At 68.4% G+C, this 16,723-nt stretch carries 15 protein-coding genes; 6 read left to right on the top strand and 9 right to left on the bottom strand.

Annotation, left to right across the window (positions count from 1 at the left end; genetic code table 11):
* Nucleotides 1-17: 17 nt before the first annotated feature.
* Nucleotides 18-2,420, bottom strand: a complete 2,403-nt coding sequence (locus GV027_RS03190) for a glycoside hydrolase family 3 protein (protein WP_236559029.1) — start codon at nucleotides 2,418-2,420, stop codon at nucleotides 18-20.
* On the opposite strand from GV027_RS03190, the gene GV027_RS21360 reads away from it, so the two are divergent.
* Nucleotides 2,365-2,847, top strand: coding sequence for a hypothetical protein (locus tag GV027_RS21360; RefSeq protein ID WP_236559028.1), 483 nt, complete (start codon nucleotides 2,365-2,367; stop codon nucleotides 2,845-2,847). The two genes, GV027_RS03190 and GV027_RS21360, sit on opposite strands and share 56 nt — an antisense overlap.
* 100 nt (nucleotides 2,848-2,947) lie before the next feature.
* The gene (locus GV027_RS03185) at nucleotides 2,948-3,223 is read left to right on the top strand and encodes an adenosylcobinamide-GDP ribazoletransferase (protein WP_159510973.1); all 276 of its coding nucleotides are present in this window, start codon (nucleotides 2,948-2,950) and stop codon (nucleotides 3,221-3,223) included.
* Here the strand turns inward: GV027_RS03185 and GV027_RS03180 are convergent.
* The 3 genes from GV027_RS03180 to GV027_RS03170 are packed head-to-tail and all read right to left on the bottom strand — an operon-like array spanning nucleotide 3,191 to nucleotide 6,574.
* Entirely contained in the window at nucleotides 3,191-4,681 is a 1,491-nt protein-coding gene (locus GV027_RS03180; RefSeq protein ID WP_159510972.1) for a cobyric acid synthase, read from the bottom strand. The genes GV027_RS03185 and GV027_RS03180 overlap by 33 nt on opposite strands.
* The gene (gene cbiB / locus GV027_RS03175; RefSeq protein WP_159510971.1) at nucleotides 4,669-5,607 is read right to left on the bottom strand and encodes an adenosylcobinamide-phosphate synthase CbiB; all 939 of its coding nucleotides are present in this window, start codon (nucleotides 5,605-5,607) and stop codon (nucleotides 4,669-4,671) included. The genes GV027_RS03180 and cbiB overlap by 13 nt, the downstream gene beginning before the upstream one ends.
* Nucleotides 5,600-6,574: a threonine-phosphate decarboxylase gene (locus GV027_RS03170; protein WP_159512701.1), complete on the bottom strand. Its 975-nt coding sequence runs from the start codon at nucleotides 6,572-6,574 to the stop codon at nucleotides 5,600-5,602. Before GV027_RS03170 ends, cbiB begins: the two co-directional genes overlap by 8 nt.
* Before the next feature lie 102 nt (nucleotides 6,575-6,676).
* Here GV027_RS03170 and cobU point away from each other — a divergent pair, with 102 nt between their 5' ends.
* The gene (cobU, locus tag GV027_RS03165) at nucleotides 6,677-7,213 is read left to right on the top strand and encodes a bifunctional adenosylcobinamide kinase/adenosylcobinamide-phosphate guanylyltransferase (RefSeq protein WP_443029519.1); all 537 of its coding nucleotides are present in this window, start codon (nucleotides 6,677-6,679) and stop codon (nucleotides 7,211-7,213) included.
* Nucleotides 7,214-7,249: 36 nt separating this feature from the next.
* Here the strand turns inward: cobU and GV027_RS03160 are convergent, their stop codons facing one another.
* The 4 genes from GV027_RS03160 to GV027_RS03145 all read right to left on the bottom strand — a co-directional run bounded on the left by GV027_RS03160 (nucleotide 7,250) and on the right by GV027_RS03145 (nucleotide 12,750).
* Entirely contained in the window at nucleotides 7,250-8,542 is a 1,293-nt protein-coding gene (locus GV027_RS03160) for an OmpP1/FadL family transporter (protein ID WP_159510969.1), read from the bottom strand.
* Between the two features lie 50 nt (nucleotides 8,543-8,592).
* Entirely contained in the window at nucleotides 8,593-9,003 is a 411-nt protein-coding gene (locus GV027_RS03155; RefSeq protein WP_031395134.1) for a DUF2147 domain-containing protein, read from the bottom strand.
* 292 nt (nucleotides 9,004-9,295) lie between these two features.
* A complete protein-coding gene (locus tag GV027_RS03150; protein WP_159512700.1) occupies nucleotides 9,296-11,614 on the bottom strand; it encodes a 3-hydroxyacyl-CoA dehydrogenase/enoyl-CoA hydratase family protein in 2,319 nt (772 codons plus the stop codon).
* On the bottom strand, nucleotides 11,614-12,750 hold the full coding sequence (locus tag GV027_RS03145; protein WP_031395136.1) for a thiolase family protein: 1,137 nt from the start codon (nucleotides 12,748-12,750) through the stop codon (nucleotides 11,614-11,616). The genes GV027_RS03150 and GV027_RS03145 overlap by 1 nt, the downstream gene beginning before the upstream one ends.
* A gap of 133 nt (nucleotides 12,751-12,883) precedes the next feature.
* Here GV027_RS03145 and GV027_RS03140 point away from each other — a divergent pair, with 133 nt between their 5' ends.
* The 3 genes from GV027_RS03140 to GV027_RS03130 are packed head-to-tail and all read left to right on the top strand — an operon-like array spanning nucleotide 12,884 to nucleotide 15,224.
* Nucleotides 12,884-14,587, top strand: coding sequence for a long-chain-fatty-acid--CoA ligase (locus GV027_RS03140; protein ID WP_236559027.1), 1,704 nt, complete (start codon nucleotides 12,884-12,886; stop codon nucleotides 14,585-14,587).
* Entirely contained in the window at nucleotides 14,584-14,967 is a 384-nt protein-coding gene (locus tag GV027_RS03135; protein ID WP_031440676.1) for a MerR family transcriptional regulator, read from the top strand. The genes GV027_RS03140 and GV027_RS03135 overlap by 4 nt, the downstream gene beginning before the upstream one ends.
* Nucleotides 14,968-15,023: 56 nt before the next feature.
* On the top strand, nucleotides 15,024-15,224 hold the full coding sequence (locus GV027_RS03130; RefSeq protein WP_159510968.1) for a hypothetical protein: 201 nt from the start codon (nucleotides 15,024-15,026) through the stop codon (nucleotides 15,222-15,224).
* Between the two features lie 3 nt (nucleotides 15,225-15,227).
* Here the strand turns inward: GV027_RS03130 and GV027_RS03125 are convergent, their stop codons facing one another.
* The gene (locus GV027_RS03125; protein ID WP_159510967.1) at nucleotides 15,228-16,655 is read right to left on the bottom strand and encodes a dihydrolipoyl dehydrogenase; all 1,428 of its coding nucleotides are present in this window, start codon (nucleotides 16,653-16,655) and stop codon (nucleotides 15,228-15,230) included.
* Between the last annotated feature and the right edge of the window lie 68 nt (nucleotides 16,656-16,723).

The raw sequence follows: 16,723 nt of genomic DNA, 5'->3' as shown, positions 1-16,723 counted from the left end.
CGCGACGCCGATCGACCTCAGTCGCCGCACTGGGTCATCGGCACCGGCGCCGAATCGATCCTCACGTCGGATACCGACACGCCAAGCGCGCCGCCGGTCGCCAGCACGAAGGGCGCGGTGACATCCGCCATGTCGACACCGCGCTTGGCAAAGCATTGTAGCGGCACGACGACCTGGCGCCATTCGCCCGGCGTACCGGTGGCGAGCATCTTGGTGATCGGGACGGTCACCGCAGCGCCGTCATGGCTGACCATGCCGAGCGTGACGGGTGCGCTGGCGGCGCGATCGACGCGCAGGTCGACGACGAGGCTCAACTCGCCATTGCTCTCCCGCGTGAGATCGAGCGGACGATCCGCCTCGATGCGTGCCTCGGCCGCACCGCCTGACCAGACGAGGCTGCGTGCATCCTCCTGGCGGCGGCGGTCGACCGCCGAGGCCGTGAGCCGCCGGTTCGTCGTCGTCGCATTGACGCCGAGAAGGCGGACCTTCGACTGTCCCTGTTCGGCGAGGACGAGCGACCAGCCTTCGGGGACGCGACCCTTGCCGAACACGATGCCGCTCGATGCCACGGCGAGTCCGGCGGGGCGCGTCTCGTCGAGCTTCGGGACGGTGCCCGGCTTCGCGTAGCTCAACCCATAGCCATAGGCGAACAGCGGGTCATAGCCGGGGTCTGCGCGGTTGAGCACATATTGATCGGGGCGTTTGGGCCAGGAGAAGCTGAGCTTGCCGCGGAAGTCGTTAGCGATGCGCCCGTCCTTGTTGCGGAACAGCACGTCGGCGACGCCGCCGCCCTCGCTGCCCGGCAGGAACGCCGCGACGAACGCATCGGCGGCATTGAGCTCGGCGTTCACCCAGAGCGGCCGGCCGGAAAGGAATACCGCCACCACCGGCACGCCCGCCGCCTTGAGCTTGCGGAGCAGTGCGAGATCGGCCTTGTCGTCGGGGCTATAGTCGAGCGTCGGGCGGTCGCCCTTGAACTCGGCATAGGGCTGTTCGCCGAACACGACGATCGCTGCATCGGGTTTCTTCGCGAAGCTGCCGTTCGCCGACAGCGTCGCGGTGCCGCCCGCCGCCTTGACCGCCGCGTCGATGCCCGACCAGATCGACTGGGCATTGGGGAAGTTCGCATTGGTGAGGCCGCTACCCTGCCAGGTCAGCGACCAGCCGCCCGCCTGTTGCGCGATATCATCGGCACCGCCGCCCGCGACCAGGATATTGGCCGAGGGCTTGAGCGGCAACAGCCCGCCTTGGTTCTTGAGCAGCACCAGCGATTCGCGCACCGCCCGCCGCGCGATCGCACGATGGTCGGCCGCGCCGATCCGCTCCAACTTGCCCGCGAGCGCGCGCGACGACGGCCGCCCGCGGTCGAACGTGCCCGCGCGCAGCTTGACGCGGAGGATGCGGCGGACCGCGTCATCGAGCCGCGCGGCGGAAATCTCGCCCGACTGCGCCTGTTTCAGCGTGTTGGCGTAGAGCGTCTTCCAGCCGTTGCCCGAATACATGAACATGTCGAGCCCGGCATTGATCGCGGCGGCGCAGCTCTCGTTCGAACAGCCCTCGACCTGGCCGTGGCCGTTCCAGTCGCCGACGACGAAGCCGTCGAAATGGAGCCGGTCCTTGAGCACGCCGGTCAGCAGGCTCTTGTTGCCGTGCATCTTGGCGCCGTTCCAGCTCGAGAAGCTCGCCATCACCGATTGCGTGCCTGCCTCGATCGCGGCGGGGTAGCCACCGAGATGAATGTCGCGCAGCGCCGTTTCGGGGATCAGCGCATCGCCCTGGTCGCGCCCGCCGGTGCCGCCGTCGCCGAGGAAATGCTTGGTCGTCGCGATCACGCGGTCGGGGGCAAGAAAATCCCTGGTGCCGACCTTGCCCTGCACGCCCTCGATCACCGCGCCGGCAAAATCGGTCTGGACCGCGGGTTCTTCCGAATAGCTTTCATAGGTGCGGCCCCAGCGATCGTCGCGAACCACCGCGAGCGTCGGCGCGAAGGTCCAGTCGATCCCGGCGGCGGCGGTCTCGATCGCGGTCACATGGCCGATCTCGCGCATCAGGTCGCGGTCGCGCGTCGCACCAAGGCCGATATTGTGCGGGAAGAGCGTCGCACCGGGGATGTTGTTGTTGCCGTGCACCGCGTCGGTGCCCCAGATCACCGGAATGGCGGGCCGACCGTCGCTGCGCGCCATCGACGCATCATAAAAGGCATCCGCGAGCTTCAGCCACTCGATCGGCGGCGCAAGATCGTCGCCGTTCGGCCCCGAATTGCCCCCGTTGAGGATCGAGCCGAGCTTGTAGGTGCGCAGGTCGGCGGGGGTGATGCTGGCGATGTCGACCTGGATCAGCTGGCCGACCTTGTCCTCGATCGACATGCGCGCGACGATCGCGTCGAGCCGCGCCTCGATCTTCGCATCGCGCAAAGGCATGGCCTTGGCGGTCGGCCAGAGATCTGGATTCGCGACCGCCGAAAGCGGTGTGGACGCCGGGCTCGCGGCTGGCACGGCAGATATTGGAGCAGATGTCGGGGTAGGGGCAGGGGGCGGCGAGGCCGGCGGTCGCGACGCGATCGGCGCGGCCGCGGTCTGTAGCAGCAGTGCGATCGTCACCGATGAGAAACCCGTCGACATCCTTATCTCCCTGATCCCGGTTCGAAGCTCTCCGACTGATGCCGACGCCCCCGGGCATTACCACCCTGCTATCGCCGCAGCGGGGCGTCGGGCAAATCATTTACGTTACAAGGTAAGGGAAGGATCGAGCTGGCATCCGAACTCCGGTGTTGTCTGCACCGCTCGGAAAGCCGGCTACAAGCATCACGGGGGCGCAGAACGCGCCAGTTCGCAAAAATTGCCATAAAAGTGAAATTTGCGTTTGACGGGATTGGGGATGGGCCCTAGAGGGGTGTCACCGCAGCGAACGGCCACACGGTCTGGTTGCTGAGGTCGCAAACAACCAGATGCTCCAAGCCTTCCGCGAGGGAGGTTATGCGAGTGTCGGTATTTTTGTCGGCTATTTGAAGATCAGGGTGCACGATCTGGTCTTTTGGGGGTGCGTAACAGGGTGTTTAGGGGTGCCTGTGCATGCCGTTGCAGGGGCCCCTGCACTGATCGCGCTATTCGGCTGGTGGCTGGTCCGGCGGGTCGGGGGCGTATCGGGGGATTGCCACGGCGCGGGGATCGAATTCGTCGAGACCGGGATGCTAGTCGCGATCGCCATTGCCGGCCGCGTCTGAGCCCGCCAACTCCGACAGCGCGATCAGCGCGTCGATATCGAGATGGCGTTCGAGCGTTTCCGCAATCGCATCGAGCGCGGCGTCGATCGACGCCGCATGGTCGGGCCCGACCGCATCGACCCCGAGCCGGCTGAGCCAGGCGCGGCGCTGATCCGCGAGGCCGAGCAGGCCGTGGACATAGCTGCCGGAGACGAGCCCGTCGGGACTGACCGCGCCGTCGCGGCGACCATCGTCGCGGGTCGTCAGGGCGCGCGCGGTGTCGGGGCCGGTGGTTTCGCCGATATGGATCTCATAGCCGTCGAACCGTGCGCCGATCGCGGTGCCGGCGACGCGCTCGAGCGTCTTGGCGGGGGACAGGATCGTCGCGACGTCGAGCAGGCCGAGCCCGGGGGCGATTCCGGCGGGACCCTCCAGCCCGTCCGGATCGTCGATGCTGCGGCCGAGCATCTGATAGCCGCCGCACAGCCCGAGCACCGGGCGGCCGCGGCGGCGATGCGCATGGATGTCGATGTCCCAGCCCTGTGTGCGCAGAAAGGCGAGGTCGGGGATCGTCGCCTTGGAGCCGGCAAGGATGATCATGTCGGCGTCGGGGATCGGTTCGCCGGGCGGGACCATGACCAAAGTGACGTCGGGGTCGAGCCGCAGCGGATCAAGATCGTCGAAATTGGCGATGCGCGGGGTGATCGGACAGGCGATGACGACCTGGCCGCCCTGCCGGCCGTGACCGGTCTGGCGTTCGAGGATGACCGCGTCCTCGCTCGGCAGGCGGGCGGCCTCGGGGAGCCAGGGGATGACGCCATAGCCGCGCCAGCCCGACCGCGCCTCGATCGCGCGATAGCCGTCGTCGAACAATGCGGGGTCGCCGCGAAACTTGTTGACGAGGAAGCCGTGGATCATCGCGGCATCGGCGGGATCGATCACCGCACGCGTGCCGACGAGCGAGGCGATGACGCCGCCCCGGTCGATATCGCCGATCAGGATGACGGGGACGCCGGCGGCGCGCGCAAAGCCCATGTTTGCGATGTCGGCGGCGCGCAGGTTAATCTCGGCGGGGCTGCCCGCGCCTTCGACGACGACGATGTCCGCCTGCGCCCGGAGCCGGTGATAGCTGGCGAGCACGTCGTCCATCAGCCCCTCGCGCCCCTCGCGCCAGCGGCTCGCGCGCAGGATACCGCGGACCTTGCCGTGGACGACGAGTTGCGAACTGCGGTCGCCCTGCGGTTTGAGCAGGACGGGGTTCATGTCGGTGGTCGCAGCGGTGCGCGCGGCGATCGCCTGAGTCGCCTGCGCGCGGCCGATCTCGCCGCCGTCGGCGGTGACGGCGGCGTTGTTCGACATGTTCTGCGGCTTGAAGGGGCGGACGGAGAGGCCGCGATTGGCGAGCGCGCGACAGAGGCCGGCGACGAGCACCGACTTGCCGACGTCGGAGCCGGTGCCCTGGAGCATCACCGCACCCACAGCAGCGCCCCCGTGACGATCCAGAGCAACAGGCAGGCGCGGCGATAGACCTGAAGCGCGCGGGCGATGTCGGCGGCGGTGGCGGCGGGGCGGCCGTTGCCGATCCAGGGCTTCAGCTGGGTGACGCCGTCATAGCTGACCGGGCCGGCGAGGCGGAGGTCGAGCACGCCCGCCATCGCCGCTTCGGGCCAGCCGGCATTGGGCGAGGCGTGCTTGCGCGCGTCGCGCCGCATTACGTGCCAGCCGCCGGGGCCGGCGAGGCACAGCAAGGCGCCGCTGATCCGTGCGGGGATCCAGTTGGCGAGATCGTCGATCCGTGCCGAGGCCCAGCCGAACGCGCGCCAGCGTGGCTCGCGGTGGCCGATCAGGCTGTCGGCGGTGTTGATCGCCTTGTAGATCCACAGGCCGGGGAGCCCGCCGACGAGCAGCCAGAAGAGCGGCGCGACGATGCCGTCGCAGAAGCTTTCGGCAAGGCTTTCGATTCCGGCGCGGGCGATGCCGGCGGCGTCGAGCCGGTCGGTGTCGCGACCGACGATCTTGCCGACCGCGATCCGCGCACCCTGCACGTCGCCCTTGCCGAGCGCGGCGGCGATCGGGGCGACGTGATCGTTGAGGCTGCGCTGCGCGAGACCGGGGGCGGCGAGGAGGCCGATGCCGATCCAGGCATAGGCGCCGAGATAGGTCGCGAGCAGCCAGGTCGCGCCCCAGGCGATCCCGCCCGTCACCGCGAGCGTGATCGCGAGCGTCGCGACCCCGGCGATGCGGCGCGTCGCGTCTGGCCATGACGGACGGTTGAGAGCCTTTTCGAGGCTGCCGATGATCGCGGCGATCGCGCCGACGGGGTGACCGATCCGGTGGTAGAGCCGTTCCGGCCAGCCGAAGGCGGCGTCGAGCGCGAGGGCGATGAGCGCGACGGGATCAGCCATGCGCAAGTGCCGCGTCGAGACGCGCCAGCGCGGCCGCGTCGGCCGGGACGCCGAGACGGAGCCAGCGGGGGTCATAGGTGAAGGGTCGGGTCAGGATGCCCGCCATATTCAGGCGTTCGAACAGGGACTTGGCGTCGTCTGTTGCGATGAGGCGGAAGAGCGGGCAGGCGCCCGTCGTGGTCAGCCCATGGCGGAGAAGCACCGCGTCGAGCGCGGCCGCGCGAGTGACGAGCTGCGTTCGCGTCGTGTCGATCCAGTCGCGGTCGGCATAGGCGGCGGTGCCGATCGCGAGCGCGGTGGCGGAGATCGGCCAGCTGCCCAGACGGTCGCGGACCCGCGCGACGATGCTAGGCGGTGCGATCATGAAGCCGAGCCTCACGCCCGCTAGACCGAAGAACTTGCCGAATGATCGGAAGAGGATGACGGGATCTGCTGCGGACAGATGCGAAGACAGGCCGGCGTCGGGCAGCGTGTCGGCGAACGCCTCGTCGACGACGAGCCAGCCTGCATTCTCGCCCAGCGCGTTGATCACTGGCCTGAGCGCGTCCGGACTGACCAGCCGGCCGTCTGGGTTGTTCGGGTTGGCGAGCAGGATGGTGCCGCCGTGTGCCGCTTCGTCGGTCAGGCTGTCGATCGAGATACGCGCGGGGAAGACCGCTTCGTGCGTCGCGTAGCTGGGACCGACATGGCGGGCGGGGGCAGGCAGGCCGAGATCGCCGAGCAGGCGGAGGCCGATCTCGGTACCGGGCAGCGCGATGACGCGCGCGGGATCGGTGCCGAAATGGCGCGCGGCGACGGCCTCGAGATTGGCGAGCGCGGCGGGCGAGGGAAGGCTGCGCAGGTCGACCGCGAGATCGGCGGGCGGCTCCCACGCGCACGGGTTTATCCCGTTCGACAGGTCCAGCCAGGGACGCGGCGCGTGCGGGTACAGCGCCTGCGCGCTGTCGATCCGGCCGCCATGTTCCATCAGCGCGTGCACATGCGTCCCCTGCGCCGGCGATGCCGCGGCGTTGCTGCTGGCCTTCGCCATTCGCCGGGGATAGCGCAAGAGGCGATGGAGGAGACGATCGTGCAGGGGTTTGGAAAGACGGTGCTGGTGACCGGCGGTGCGCGCTCGGGCAAGAGCCGCCATGCGCAGGCTTTGGCAGAGGCGGGGGCAGAGGCGGCAGGTGGCCACGCGCTGGTCTATATCGCGACCGCGCAGGCGTTCGACGGCGAGATGACCGAGCGGATCGCGCGGCATCGCGCCGAGCGGGACGAACGGTGGCGGACGGTCGAGGCGCCGCTCGCGCTGGCGGCGGCGATCGTCGAGGCGGATGCGCCGGACGGGGTGATACTGGTCGACTGCCTGACCTTGTGGGCGTCGAACCTGATGCTGGCGGAGGCGGATGCGGAGACGGCGATCGCCGCATTGCTGGATGCGATCGGTCGCGTCGAGGGGCGGCTGGTGCTGGTCACCAACGAGGTCGGGATGGGGATCGTGCCCGACAATGCGATGGCGCGGCGGTTCCGCGATCTGGCCGGGATGCTCAACCAGCGGGTCGCGGCTGCGGTCGAGACGGTCGATCTCGCGGTGTCGGGGCTGACGATCCGGATGAAGGGATAGGGTGCCCCTCCCCGATATGGGGAGGGGCTGGCGGCGTCAGAACGAGACGCGGGCGCCGAGCGAGGTGACGATCGCGCTGGCGTCGCGGAGCGCGCCGTTGGTGCGGATGATGCTGCCCGCGACCAACGTAGCGCGGTCGATCGTCGTGTTCTCGAAGTCGACATATTGCGCGGCGGCGTCGACCGCGATGCGCGGCGTCAGCTGGTAGGAGGCACCGGCGGCATAGGTCCAGCGATCCGCATCGGGGACGCGCGCGTCGCGCTGGCCGTCCTGGGTCGGCGTCTTGGTGCGCTGGACACCGCCACGCACGGTCAGCTTGGGCGTGACGTCATAGTCGAGACCGCCCGCGAGGCTCCAGCTGTCGCGGTAGTTCTCAGGGATCGCGGTGTTGAGCGGCGCGCCGAGATCGATCGTGTCGAACTTGCTCCAGTTGAACGCGATGACCTGGGCGTTGAGCGTCAGCTGGTCGGTGGCGCGGACGCGGCCCGCGACGATGACCTGACCGGGGGTGTTGAACTCGGCGGTTGCGCCCGAGACCTCGGTGTTGCCGCCGGCGAGCGGGCCGAGCAGGCCGGTGACGACGAGGTCGCCCTTCAGCTTGTGGCGGATGCTCGACTTGTAGGTGACGCCGACGGTGGCGAAGTCGTTGTGGAGCTGGACGCCTGCGGTCCAGCCGAGATCCCAGCCGTCGCCGCTGAGTTCCTGGCGGCCGTCGGGCTGCGCCGCGGAGACGTTGGGCAGCGCGTTGCTGAGGATCGCGTCGGTATATTCGACGTTGAGCGCACCGCCGACGCGGAGCCAGTCGGTCAGCTCGACGCCGATCGAGGGCTGGATGTCGATCGTGCGCAGGCGGGTCTTGTCCGCGCTGTAGCGCGCCCAGCTGTCGGCGTCATAGTTGGTCGTGAAGCTGAACGGCGAGGTGACGACGAGGCCGACCGCGATCCGGTCGGTCAGCGGATAGGCGACCGCACCCGAGGGGACGACGCCCTTGTTGACCGGGTCGCTCGAGTTCGACTGGCCGCTGATCGCGGTGCAGGGCTGGCCGCCCGGACGGCAGATCTGCGAGCCGGTGTCGATCACGTCGCCGCGCGGGATGATCGCGCTGGCGCTGAGCGTCGCGCTGCCGTCGCGGATGCCGGCGATCGCGGCGGGGTTCCACCAGAGCGACGCGGCGCCGGTATCGGCGGCCTCACCCGAAAACGCACGGCCCGCGCCGCGCGCCGACTGCGCCTGGAGATAGAAGGCGTCGGCATAGGCGGTGCTGGCGCATCCGAAAGCGGAGACGAGCGCGGTCACGGCCAGCAACGGGGCCTTGGTACGAAACGACATTTACAAAATTCCTGAACGCTAACTTTTGGGGAGATGAAAGGGACCTGGGATCAGCGGACGCGCGTCCAGGTCTGGGTCTTGCAGAGCGGGAAGAAGACGCAGCCGCGCAGCTTCAGCTGGTTCGCGCCGACCGGGGTGATCTTGCCGCTATAGGTCTTGCCGTCCTCGGCATTGTAGACCTGGCCGCTGCTCCAGACGCCGTCCTTGTCGGACTTGAAGCCGCTGAGCATCTGCATGCCCTGGATCGGGCGGCTGCGCAGCGCGGTGTTGCTGTTGTTGGCGTCCTTCATCGACGGGTTGGCGCGCAGCGCGTCGGAGGTCAGGATCTTGCCGCAGATCGAGGGGCCGCAACGCGCGATCTCGACGATGGCGTTGTGCGTCTCGGTCCGCCAGCGGCCGACCACGGTGTCGGCGGTCGCGGGCGCGCCGGCGAGCAGCGCGGCGATCATCATCAGGGACATCGTCTATCCTCTCCTAAGGTTCCGGGGTCGTCGTATGTGTACGATCGTGAATATCTCGCAAGATCAGCGACGTAAGCGCGACCTTGTTGCCGTATACGGCAGTAATCGTTCCGCCCTTAGTTTTGTACAAAGACAAGTCAAGTCTTCTTACGGATCCGGGGCGGTTAAAAACATGGTCATCGGGGTCACGGCCGTCATTCCCGCGGAGGCGGGAACCCATAGGGGCTGACGGCGCGATCACGCACGCAGGTCAGCCCTTATGGGTCCCCGCCTTCGCGGGGATGACGGGTGTTCAGTTGCGCAGTGGCTTACCGGTCTGGAGCATGTGGACGACGCGCGCTTGGGTGCGCTGGTCCTTGACGCTCGTCATGAAGGCGGCGCGTTCGAGGTCGAGGAGCTGCGCTTCGGTGACGGTGTCGACGAGGTCGGCCTCGCCGCCGGTCAGCACCTCGGCGAGACGGTCGGCGACCACCACGTCATAGTCGGTCGCCATGCCCTTCTTGTGGAAGTCGGACACAGCCATCGACAGACCGGTACGACCGCTAGCGCCCGCCAGACGGAAGGTCGGCGGCTCGGGGGTGACATAGCCCTCGACCAGCGACAAGGCCTTCGCCTTGGCGTCGGCGAGCAGGCGGTCGCGGTTCATCGTGATGCCGTCGTCCTTGCGCAGGATCATCATCTCCTTCGCCTCCGCCGCCGACTTGGCGACCTGCGCGGTGGAGACCGCCTGGAACACCTTGGTCAGCGCGGGCATCGGCCCGTTGGGAAGCGTGCGCGACTTGGTCCAGCGATCGAGCATCTCGCCATTGCCGCCCCAGCCCGGCACCAGCCCGACGCCGCATTCGACGAGGCCGGCATAGGTCTCGGCATGCGCCTGGACCGCGTCCGAATGGAGCAGCATCTCGCAGCCGCCGCCGAGCGCGAGGCCCGCGGGCGCGCTGACGACGGGGAAGGGCGCGTATTTGAGCGCCTTGTACGCCTGCTGGCCCCGCGCAACGCTCGCCTCGACCATGTCCCAGAGGCCCGCACCGACCGCGAACATCGCCGCGCCGAGATTGGCGCCGGCCGAGAAGTTGCTGCCCTCGTTATAGACGACCAGCGCCTTGAAGCGCTCGCGCACGACGGGGACCGCTTCCTCGATGAGCGCGATGACCTGATCGTCGAGCGCGTTCATCTTGGTGTGGAATTCGAGCGCGGCGACACCGTCGCCGACGTCCCAGAGCGACGCCGAGGCGTTGGTCAGGACCGGCTGCGACCGCAGCTTGATGTCCTCGAGCAGTTCGACACCGTCCGCGCGCGGCACGTCGACATAGTCGCCGGCCGTGGTCAGATACTGTCGGTTGCCGTTCTCGACGCGGTAGAAGGGGCGGTCGCCCGCGGTTGTCAGGATCGCGGGCACGTCGCGGCCCTCGGCGGCGAGACGCTGGGCGAGCAGGCCCGGCCCCATCCGGTCGATCAGTTCGAACGGCCCGTATTTCCAGTTGTACCCGAGCTTCATCGCGTCATCGATCGCGACGATATCGTTCGCCGCCTCGCCGACGAGCATGGCGGCGTAGGCCAGCGTGTTGCCGAGGATCGTCCAGGCATAGGTGCCGATCTTGCCGGGCTCGGCGATCAGCGCGGCGAGATCCTTGCCGGTCTTGCCGGGCAGCTCGGCGGGCTTCGCCTCGGGGCGATAGTCGCCGGTCGCGAGGTCGAGCGACAGCTTGGTGCGCGTCGCCTTGTCGAAGCGGTAGAAGCCGCCCTTGCCCTTGCGGCCGGTGAACCCCTCCGCGATCATCTTGTCGACGAGCGGCATGTCGCGGACGGTGTCGAAATAGGGGTCGCCCGCGGGGAGCGTCGAGGAAAGGCTCTTCGACAGCAGCGGCATCAGGTCGACGCCGACGAGATCGACGAGCCCGAAGATCCCGGTCTTGGGCACGCCCATCGGCCGGCCGCCGATCTGGTCGGCCTCCTCGACGGTCAGCCCCTGATCCATCGCCGCGTTGATCGCGATCGCCAGCCAGTAGGTGCCGATGCGGTTGGCGATGAAGCCCGGCGTGTCCTTCGCGCGGACGATGCGCTTGCCCATGAAGCGATCGACGAAATCCTCGACCTTCCCGGCGACCGCGACGTCGGTATGCTCGCCGCGGACGATCTCGACCAGCCGCATGTAGCGCGGCGGGTTGAAGAAATGGGTGATGAGGAAGTCGGCCTTGAACTGGTCCGAGCGGCCGTCGACGAGATGGCCGAGCGGGATCGTCGAGGTGTTCGACGAGACCGCGGTGCCGGGACGCTTCAGTGCCTCGAGCTTGGCATAAAGCGCCTGCTTGATGTCGAGCCGTTCGACGATCGCCTCGACGATCCAGTCGCATTCCGCGACGCGGTCGAGATGATCGTCGATGTTGCCCGTCTCGACCAGCTTGGCCGCACGCTTGGACATGAAGGGGGCGGGGTCGGTCTTGAGCATCTTCGCGACCGCGCCCTTGGCGACCGCGTCGCGATCGTCACCCTCGCGGGGCACGATATCGAGCAGCAGCACCGGGATGCCGGCATTGGCGACCTGCGCGGCGATACCCGCGCCCATCACGCCTGCGCCGATGACACAGACTTTCTTTACGGCGTTGTCCATCATGCGCGCTCCAGCACCGTTGCGATGCCCTGACCGCCGCCGATGCACTGGGTGGCGAGTGCATAGCGGCCACCTTCGCGGGCGAGCAGGGCCGCGGCCTTGCCGACGATGCGCGCGCCGGTCGCGCCGAGCGGATGGCCGATCGCGATCGCGCCGCCATCGAGGTTGATCGTCTCGTCCTTGAGCCCGAGGTCGCGGATGCAGGCGATCGCCTGGCTGGCGAACGCCTCGTTGATTTCGACCACGTCGAGGTCGGCGACGGTGATGCCGGCGCGCTCCATCGCCTTTTGCGAGGCGTAGATCGGGCCGAGGCCCATCGTCGACGGCTCGTTGCCCGAGACCGCGACCGACTTGATCCGCGCGAGGATGGTCAGGCCGTGCTTCGTCGCGAACTCTTCCGAGGTGACGAGGACGGCGGAGGCGCCGTCGGTCAGCGGCGAGGAGGTGCCGGCGGTAACCGAGCCGTCCGCGCTGAACGCAGGCTTGAGGCCCGCGAGCGCTTCGGTCGTCGTGCCGGCGCGGATCGTGCCGTCCTGGCTGACCGGGCCGGCCTTGGTCTGGATCGTCACGATCTCGTCCGACAGGCGGCCATCGGCGCGCGCGGCGGCGGCCTTGTCCTGGCTCTTCACCGCGAACGCATCCTGTTCGGCACGGGTGATCTGGTAATCGCGCGCGACGTTCTCGGCGGTCTCGCCCATGCCCATGTACGCGCCGGCGTTCTTCTTGAAGAGATCGGGGTTGGGGAGCGGGTTGTAGCCGCCCATCGGCACGCGGCTCATCGATTCGAGACCGGCGCAGATGAACGCGTCGCCAGCGCCGATGTTGATCTGGCCGACCGCGATGTGGATCGCGCTCATCGACGAGCCGCAGAAGCGGTTGACCGTCATGCCGCCGACCGACAGCGGCAGGTCGGCGAGCAGGCCGATCATCCGCGCGACGTTGAGACCCTGCTCGCCCTCGGGGAAGGCGCAGCCGAGGATGATGTCCTCGATCGCGGCGGGATCGACGCCGGTCTTGTCGAGCAGACCGCGGATCGTCTGCGCGGCGAGATCGTCAGGGCGGACGCGGGCGAGGTCGCCCTTGCCGGCAAGATGGAACGGCGAGCGGGCGTACCCGGCGATGACGACGTTGGTCACGATGATCCTCTCCAATTGCAATCGGTCCGCTTAAGACTTGCGGGCTACCCTTAAGGTGCGATACCTCTCCTATACGTCAAGGTGATGCGGCCTACAATATCAGTCGAGAGCGCACGCCGAAAAGGAGAGAGAGATGCTGGACACCGACGGCCGTGCGATCGGCGTACCGCTAGAAGGCGAAGCGCGTTTGCTGGGCGACATGCTCGACACGGCGGTTCGCCGATTCGGGTCGCGGACGGTGCTGGATTTCCTCGGGTCGACGATGACCTATGCCGAGCTTGGCGACGCGGTCACGCATGCGGCGCGGGGCCTGCAGGATCTGGGCGTGGTGAAGGGGACGCGGGTCGCGCTGTGCCTGCCGAACACGCCTTATTATCCGGTGCTGTTCTTCGCGGTGCTGAAGGCGGGCGGGATCGTCGTCAACGTCAACCCGCTCTATGTCGAGCGCGAGCTGTGCCACCTGCTGAAGGATTCGGGCGCGGAGATCATCGCGACCTGCGACATTACCGAGATCCATGCGCGCGTGCTGAAGGTCGCGGGCGAGGCGGGGCTGCGGCATGTCATCACCTGCCCGATTGCGGGCGCGCTGCCGACGCTGAAGTCGATCGCCTACCGGATCTTCAAGCGCGCCGAGATCGCCCGCGCGCCGAACGACGCGCGGCATCGCAGCTTCGACTCGCTGGTGCGCGCAAAGGGCGCGCCCGCGCCGGTCGCGGTGACGCCGGACGAGGTCGCGGTGCTGCAATATACCGGGGGGACGACCGGCGAGCCCAAGGCGGCGATGCTGAGCCACGCCAATCTGGTGTCGAACGCGGATGCGATGATGACGTTCGTCGGCGGCGAGACGCCCGAGCAGGACCGGGTGATGGGGGCGCTGCCGCTGTTCCATGTCTTCGCGCTGACGACGGTGCTGACCTATTCGATCCGCGCGGGCGCGCAGATGATCCTGTTGCCGCGGTTCGAGCTGCAGCAGCTGCTCAAGACGATCGTGCGGACCAAGCCGACCTATTTCCCCGCGGTGCCGACCATCTATGCGGCGATCACCAAGGCGGCGGAGACGCAGCCGATCGACCTGTCGTCGATCCATGCGTGCATCTCGGGCGGCGCGCCGCTGCCCGCCGAGGTGCGCACCGCGTTCGAGGCGGCGACGGGGTCGAAGCTGGTCGAGGGGTACGGCCTGTCGGAGGCGTCGCCGATCATCACCTGCAATCCGATCGAGGGGCTGAACAAGCCGGGATCGGCGGGGCTGCCCTTTCCCGGCACGATCATCGAGATCCGCGACCGCGAGGACCCGACCCGGCTGCTGCCCGTCGGTGAGAATGGCGAGATCTGCGCGCGTGGCCCGCAGGTTACGCAAGGATATTGGCACAAGCCGGAAGCGAGCGCTGCGCTGTTCGCGGACGGGGCGCTGCGCACCGGGGATGTCGGGCATCTCGACGCGGACGGCTATCTGTTCATCGTCGACCGGATCAAGGACCTGATCCTGTGCGGCGGCTACAATGTCTATCCGCGCGTGATCGAGGAGGCGCTGTACGAGCATCCCGCGGTCGCCGAGGTGGTGGTGATCGGGGTCGCCGACGCCTATCGCGGACAGGCGCCCAAGGCGTTCGTCACGCTGGTCGAAGGTGCGGTCGCAACCCCTGTGGAATTGCGTGATTTTCTGCGCGACAAGATCAGCAAGATCGAGCTTCCCCGCGAGGTCGAAATCCGCGACACTCTGCCCAAGACGTTGATCGGCAAGCTATCCAAAAAGGAACTTGTCGCGGAGGAAGAAGCCAGGCTGGCACGCGCGATGCCGGCCGGGGCGGCGTCGGGGGAGAGGGGAGCGACACCGTGAACGAGCGGCAGGACGATCTTACCGGGATTCAGGACGTGTCGCAGGCGCTGGGGGTCAGCGCGCGGACGCTGCGTTTCTATGAGGACAAGGGGCTGATCGAGCCGTGCCGGATCGGGACGACGCGCGTCTATACGCGGCGTGACGTCGCGCGGATGCAGCTGATCCTGCGCGGCAAGCGGCTGGGATTCTCGCTGCGCGACATCGAGGAGTTTCTCGTCCTGTACGATGCGGATCCGCAGCATGTCGAACAGATGCGTGCGCTTGCCGAACGCTGTCGCCAGCGGATCGACGACCTCCAGCAGCAGCAGGCGGCGATCGCGCAGACGCTGGAGGAGCTCGAGAAGATCGAGGCGCAGGCGCTCGAGCGGATCGCGTCCTGATCGGCGTGTAACGCGCGGCGGTTGCACTGCGCGGCGCAGCGCGGCAGGGACGGGCGATGCGTACCATCTCCTCCGCCGTCGGCGTTCGTCTCTATCATCTCGACGATGCGCTCGAGGGCGGGGCGGCGACGACCTTGTTCTACGGCCCGCTCGGCGAGGCGCTGGCGATCGCCGCGCAGCAGCCCGAGGAGGTCCAGGCGGGGCTGTATATCGCGACCGAGAATGACGTCGTCGCCTATCTCGACCTTGACGAATGAAGCTCAGGCGCCGGCGGTGAAGCCGTCGTCGCGGTCGGCGGGGACGGGCGCGCTGACCGCCTTGCAGATCGCGCGGAGCGCGGGTTTGAGCCCCTCCTCGAGGGTAGGGTGATAGAAGGGCATGTCGAGCAGGTCGGTCGCGGTGCGGCCCTGCTGGATCGCCCAGGCGATCAGGTGCGCGCTGTGCTCGACCCCGGGGGCGGCCATCGTCGCGCCGGTGAGCCGGCCGGTGCCCGCCTCCGCATAGAATCGGATCAGCCCGGCGTTGCGCGCCATGACCTTCGCGCGACCCTGATCCGCGTAGGAGGCTTCGCCGATGACGATGCCGTCCTGCTCGTCGGGGGTGATGTCGCCGATGACCGCGACGGTCGGGTCGGTGAACATGATCGCGAGCGGGACCATCCGCGGGCCCGGGGTGACGTCGGGGAACTGCGCGGCGTTGCGGCCGGCGATCATGCCCTCGGCGGAGGCTTCGCCGAGCACGGTGCGGTCGTGATCCGCGTCGCCCGCGATGAAGATCGGCGCGTCGCCGCACTGCATCGTCGTCCTGTCGAAGACCGGCGTGCCGTGATCGTCGAGCGTGATCCCGGTGGTCTCTAGCCCGAGGCCCTTGAGCCGCGGTGGGCGGCCGGTCGCGACGAGCAGATAGTTGAAGCAGCGGGATCCCGACTGCTCGCCCGACCAGGACAGGCGGACGCCGCCGCTGTCGGGTTCGGCCTTCAGCTTCATCTCGAGATGGATCGGCAGTTCCTTGTCGAGGATACCGTGCAGCGCCGCCGAGACCTTCTCGTCCTTGAGCGCGGCGAGGCCGGGCGACTGGTCGAACACCATCGTCTCGACGCCGAGCCGGACGAGCGCCTGGGCGAGTTCGAGGCCGATCGGACCCGCGCCGATCACGCCGACCGAGCCGGGCAGTGTCGGCAGGTCGAAGATCGTCTCGTTGGTCAGCACGCGGTCGCGGACCGCGTCGAAATTGTCGGGAATGTTCGGGTAGGAGCCGGTCGCGATCACGATGGCCTTGGCGGTCACGGTGCGGCCGTCGTCGAGGCTGAGCGTGGTCGCGTCGACGAAGCGCGCGCGGGCCTGGACCTTCACGCCGTCGGGAAGCTTGTCGAGCGAGTCGCAGACGCCCGCGACGAACGCGTCGCGCTCGCGCTGGACGCGCGCCATGACTGCGGCCCCGTCGATCCGTGGCTCGGCGGTGATGCCGAAGACCGATGCCTGGCGGACTGCGTGCGCGGCGTGGGCGGCGGCGATCAGCAGCTTGGAGGGCATGCAGCCGACGCTGGCGCAGGTGGTGCCCGAGAAGGTCTCGTCGATCAGCAGCGTGCGCGCGCCGTTGCGCCGCGCGTTGCGTTCGGCGGCGAGCCCGGCGGTGCCCGCGCCGATGATCGCGACGTCGCAGGTTGAATCGGGGCTGGTGTTCGGCATGATCGACTCCGTCTCCGGAGTATTCCGGTCATGGCAGCGAAACCTTCCAACCGCCTGACCCGTTCCGC

Origin of the sequence: Sphingomonas sp. T1, assembly GCF_902506585.1 — a bacterium.
Classification (GTDB): domain Bacteria; phylum Pseudomonadota; class Alphaproteobacteria; order Sphingomonadales; family Sphingomonadaceae; genus Sphingomonas; species Sphingomonas aerolata.
The sequence above is the reverse complement of the archived record's forward strand: the minus strand, read 5'-3'. Positions and strand labels throughout refer to the sequence as shown.